Here is a 4,272-nt window from a genome sequence, read left to right on the forward strand (position 1 = left end):
CGCGACGCCGATGGCGGGTACAGCCGTGTCCAGCCAAGCGGGCGGAGCGGCTTGCCCCATGCGGCCGGCGAGCCAGCACGATAGCACCTCGGCTTTGGTAGCACCCAGTGCGCAGATGATGCCCAGGTCGTGCAAATACATCGCTTCCCCTTCGATAGCGTTTACAACGGCGGACAGATGTCGGCAATCGCCGCGATGCGTTTGCCGCAACGCTGGGTCATCGGGTTGGTTTCGTCCCAGGCATAGCCTGCCAGAATCGAGCAAACCATGGCTTTGACGCTGACCAGCTGGCTCGGTTCGAAGATAATGCGTTGAAAGCGGCCGTCGTACCAGGCTTCCACATAGGCTCTGAAAACCTCTATGCCCTTGCGCAAGGCGTGTTCGTAATCGGTTTGCCAATCGACCGTCTGGCCGCGTAATTGCTTATCGACCAGCGGCGCGGCCAGCGCGGCCGATTTTAGGGCGATGGTGACGCCGGAGGAAAACACCGGGTCCAGAAATTCCCCGGCATTGCCGAGCAGCGCGAAGCCGTCGCCGGCCAGACGGCTGACATTGGCCGAATAGCCGCCGATTTGGTTGGCCGGGGTGTCGAAACAACTGTTGGCGAGCAATTCGGCCAACCGGGGCTCCTCGAATGCCAAACCGCGCAAAATTTCCAGCGGCGAGCCTTGGCGTGCATCGAGAAAACCTTGCGGGAGCACCACGCCCAGCGAGCTGCGGCCGTTGCCGAACGGGATCAGCCAATACCAGATGTGATGATGTTCCGGGTGTATGGCGATCAGGATCTTGTCTCTATCGTAATTTTCCGTCGTAATACGGTCTTCTATGTGCGTGAACAGTGCCTGCCGCGCGGGTAGCGAGGAAGGCGTTTCCAGATCCAGCAGCCGGGGCAGCACCCGGCCGAAACCGCTGGCATCCAACACCATGCGAGCGGTCCATTCCCGTGTGATTCCATCGGCATCGACGCTGGTCAGGCGGGCTTGGCCCGGCATCTGGAAATCCGCGCCGACAATCTTGTGCCGGTAATGAACAGTCACGCCGGATCTTTCCGCCGTGTCCGCCAGCACCTGATCGAAACGGCCGCGCGGCACTTGAAAGGTGGTGCCCCAGCCGGGCGTGAATTTTTGCCTGAAATCGAATTCGGTCAGTTTGCCGGCATGCGAAAAGGCGGCGCCGTTTTTGAACTGGAAATTTTCGGCGCCGACCGCGTCCAGCATATCCGCCGCTTCCAGAAACGCCATGCACTGCGGCAGCAGGCTTTCGCCTATCGAAAAACGCGGAAACTGCTGCGATTCCAGGATGACTATCTTGTGTCCAAGCCGGTTCAGCATTTGGGCCGCTACGCTGCCGGCCGGGCCGGCGCCTATGATTAATACATCCGTATCCATTGTGGGTTGGCGGTTGGGTTCGGTTAAAATAAAGTTCGGCATCACAGCAGGCGTTTACAGCCCAACCTCCAGAGTCCAGACCATGCAGCAAGCCTTACCCTTTCAGGAGTGTTCCGATTCTTTCGTATCATATAACGGCGAACCCTTTGCCGTCTTTGCCGGACGGGTGATCGGCCGAAAAAACCTGTGGGCCGACGTCAAACGGTTAGCGGCTAGTCTGCCGGATCGCGCTTATATGATCAATGTATGCGAAAACCGTTATCTGTTTTGCATTGCGCTGCTGGCCGCCGCCAGCCGGGGGCAGACTTGCCTGCTGCCGCCGTCCGGCCAGGCTGCGGTGATTCGGGAAATCCGGGCGGATTATCCCGGCGCCTATGCCGCCGGCGACGGCGATCCGCAACTGCCGGGCGTGGACTGGTTCCAAGTCGGTGCGCCGGATGGCATTGTACACGCCGTCCAGCCGGTTCGGATCGATTGGCCCGCCTGCCGGTTGATCGCCTTTACCTCCGGCAGCAGCGGCAAGCCGCAAGCCAATCTGCATAGTCTGGAGACGCTGCGGCTTTCCGCTAACATGGCCGTCGGCAGTTTGGGCTTGCGGGATCAAGTCCGCCTGATGGTCTCCACCACGCCGCCGCAGCATATGTACGGTCTGGAAACGTCGGTGTTTTGGCCGTTGTTTTCCCGCTTGGTCTTGTACGACAAGCGGCCGTTCTTTCCGGAAGATATCCGAAGCGCGGCGGCCGACTCGACCTGGCCGGCGGTATTAGTCACTACCCCCACGCATTTGCGGCATTTGGGCGGCGGCGATTGGCCTAATCTGTCCGGCGTGATTTCCGCTACCGACACCTTGTCGGATCAGCTGGCCCGCGAGACCGCCGACAGGCTGGGGCAAGCGCCGGTCGAAATCTACGGTAGCACCGAAACGCTGTCGTTCGCGCATAGGCAAACCTTGTCCGATAGCGCCTGGCAGCTTTATCCGGGGTGCCGTCTGTCGCAAAACCAGCAAGGGCAAACCTGCTTGCGGGCCGCGCATCTGCCGGCGGAAGTAGTTTTGCCAGACAGCATTAACATACAAGCCGGCAACCGCTTTACCGTGTTGGGGCGGCAGGGCGATATGATCAAGATCGGCGGCAAGCGCTCCTCCCTGGGTGAGTTGAGCCGGCGGCTGCTGGATATCCCAGGAGTAGAGGACGGCTTTTTCTACCTGCAGCACGACCAAGCCGGGGAAGACCGACTGTCCGCCGTAGTGGTGAGCAAGCTGGATAAACAGCAAATCAGAACCGGCCTGCAGCCCTATCTGGACCAGGTGTTTTTGCCCAGAAAAATTCATTTTGTCGACACCATTCCGCGCACTCAGACCGGCAAGCTGACCAAAAGCACGCAGGATGCTTTGTTGGCTGCGCTGGCGTAGCGAGTTTGTGGGCGGTTGGCCAATCTGCTAACCTGCCGGTCCCTTTGGTTTAAATCAGACAGTCATGCGCGGCGTTCACAGGGAATCAAAACAAGAAGTTTACGACGTGGTGGTGATAGGCGCCGGCATCGGCGGCCTGAGTACCGCCGCATTGCTGGCCAAGGCGGGCAAATCCGTGCTGCTGGTGGAACGCCACGACAGGCCGGGCGGTTATGCGCACAGCTTTAAACGGCGCGGCTTTCATTTCGATTCCGGCGTGCATTTGGTCAGCGGCTGCGGCCCGCAAGGTTACCGAAACGGCAGCAGCATTTACCAAATCTGCGCAGCGGTCGGTATCGACCCGCAAGCGGTTTTTATACCGATAGACAGCTATGCTAGGGCGGTTTATCCGGATTTGGAAATTAAACTGCGGGCCGGGGAAACCGCCTTCATAGACGGTTTGTGCGAACATTTTCCGAAGGAAAAACACAAGCTGCTGACGCTGATCCGTTTGTGCAAGGTGCTGGCGGAAGAAGCCATGCTGGCGGAAACCGTGCTGGAACAGGGCCGCTCGGCGCGGGTTTCGCCGGCGGTGGCATTGGCGAATTTGTTTCGTTATCGCCGGGCCAACCTGACGGAAGCCTTGGACGAGTTTTTAACAGATGCGCGGTTGAAAAGCATCTGCGCGTCGCTGTGGCCTTATTTGGGCTTGCCGCCCGGGCAGTTATCTTTTTTATACTGGGCCTGCATGATGGCCGGCTATACCTACGAAGGCGGCTATTATTGCCGGGGCAGTTTTCAGACCTACGCCAATCTATTGGCCGGCGCCGTGGAAACCCACGGCGGCGAGCTGTTGCTGAATGCCAGCGTGCGGCAAATTGTGGTGGAGCAGGGCAAGGTCGCCGGCATCGTGTTGGAGAACGGCCAGCTGATCCGCGCCGCAACCGTGGTATCCAACGCCGACGCCCGGCAAACCGCCGAATTGCTGATAGGCAGGGAACATTTGCCAAAAGAATATTGCGGCCATTTGGCGCAACTCATCCCGTCCACCTCGATTTTCGTCAGCTATGTCGCCACCGATTTAGCTTTGCCCGCGCATGCCCACGAGTCGTTTTTCTTCGAATCCTTCGATCACGAAGCGGCCTATGCCTCAAACCAAAGCGGCGATTTCAACTGGTTTTCCGCCACCTTGCCGTCCCTGACCGATCCCTCCCTGGCGCCCGACGGCCAACACATCATGCTGCTGACCACCCTGTGCCCCTTCGATATCGGCTCATCCTGGCGGCAGGCGAAAAAGCCCTTCGAGCAACGCCTGTTGGCAAAAGCCGAACGCCATTTTCCCGGTTTACAGGATCATTTGCTGCTGGTGGAATCCGGCACCCCGCGCACGCTGGAGCGCTACACGCTGAACTCGCAAGGCGCGGCCTACGGTTTCGCCGCCACCCCCGAGCAAATCGGCCCCAACCGGCCCGGCGTGCGCGGGGTTTTGCCGGG

Annotated in this window: 3 protein-coding genes; 2 read left to right on the forward strand and 1 reads right to left on the reverse strand. The window is 59.6% G+C overall.

From position 1 onward, the window contains the following. Positions 1–161: 161 nt before the first annotated feature. The gene (locus tag NP596_RS20145; RefSeq protein WP_256617183.1) at positions 162–1,388 is read right to left on the reverse strand and encodes an NAD(P)/FAD-dependent oxidoreductase; all 1,227 of its coding nucleotides are present in this window, start codon (positions 1,386–1,388) and stop codon (positions 162–164) included. Here NP596_RS20145 and NP596_RS20150 point away from each other — a divergent pair. Next, positions 1,366–2,799 (forward strand): AMP-binding protein, encoded by a 1,434-nt coding sequence (locus NP596_RS20150; RefSeq protein WP_256617184.1) that lies wholly within the window; start codon positions 1,366–1,368, stop codon positions 2,797–2,799. The genes NP596_RS20145 and NP596_RS20150 overlap by 23 nt on opposite strands. 64 nt (positions 2,800–2,863) lie before the next feature. Next, positions 2,864–4,272 (forward strand): phytoene desaturase family protein (locus NP596_RS20155; protein ID WP_256617185.1); only part of this gene is annotated, 1,409 nt, incomplete at its 3' end.

This window comes from Methylomonas rivi (genome assembly GCF_024505165.1).
GTDB classification, from domain to species: Bacteria; Pseudomonadota; Gammaproteobacteria; order Methylococcales; family Methylomonadaceae; genus Methylomonas; species Methylomonas rivi.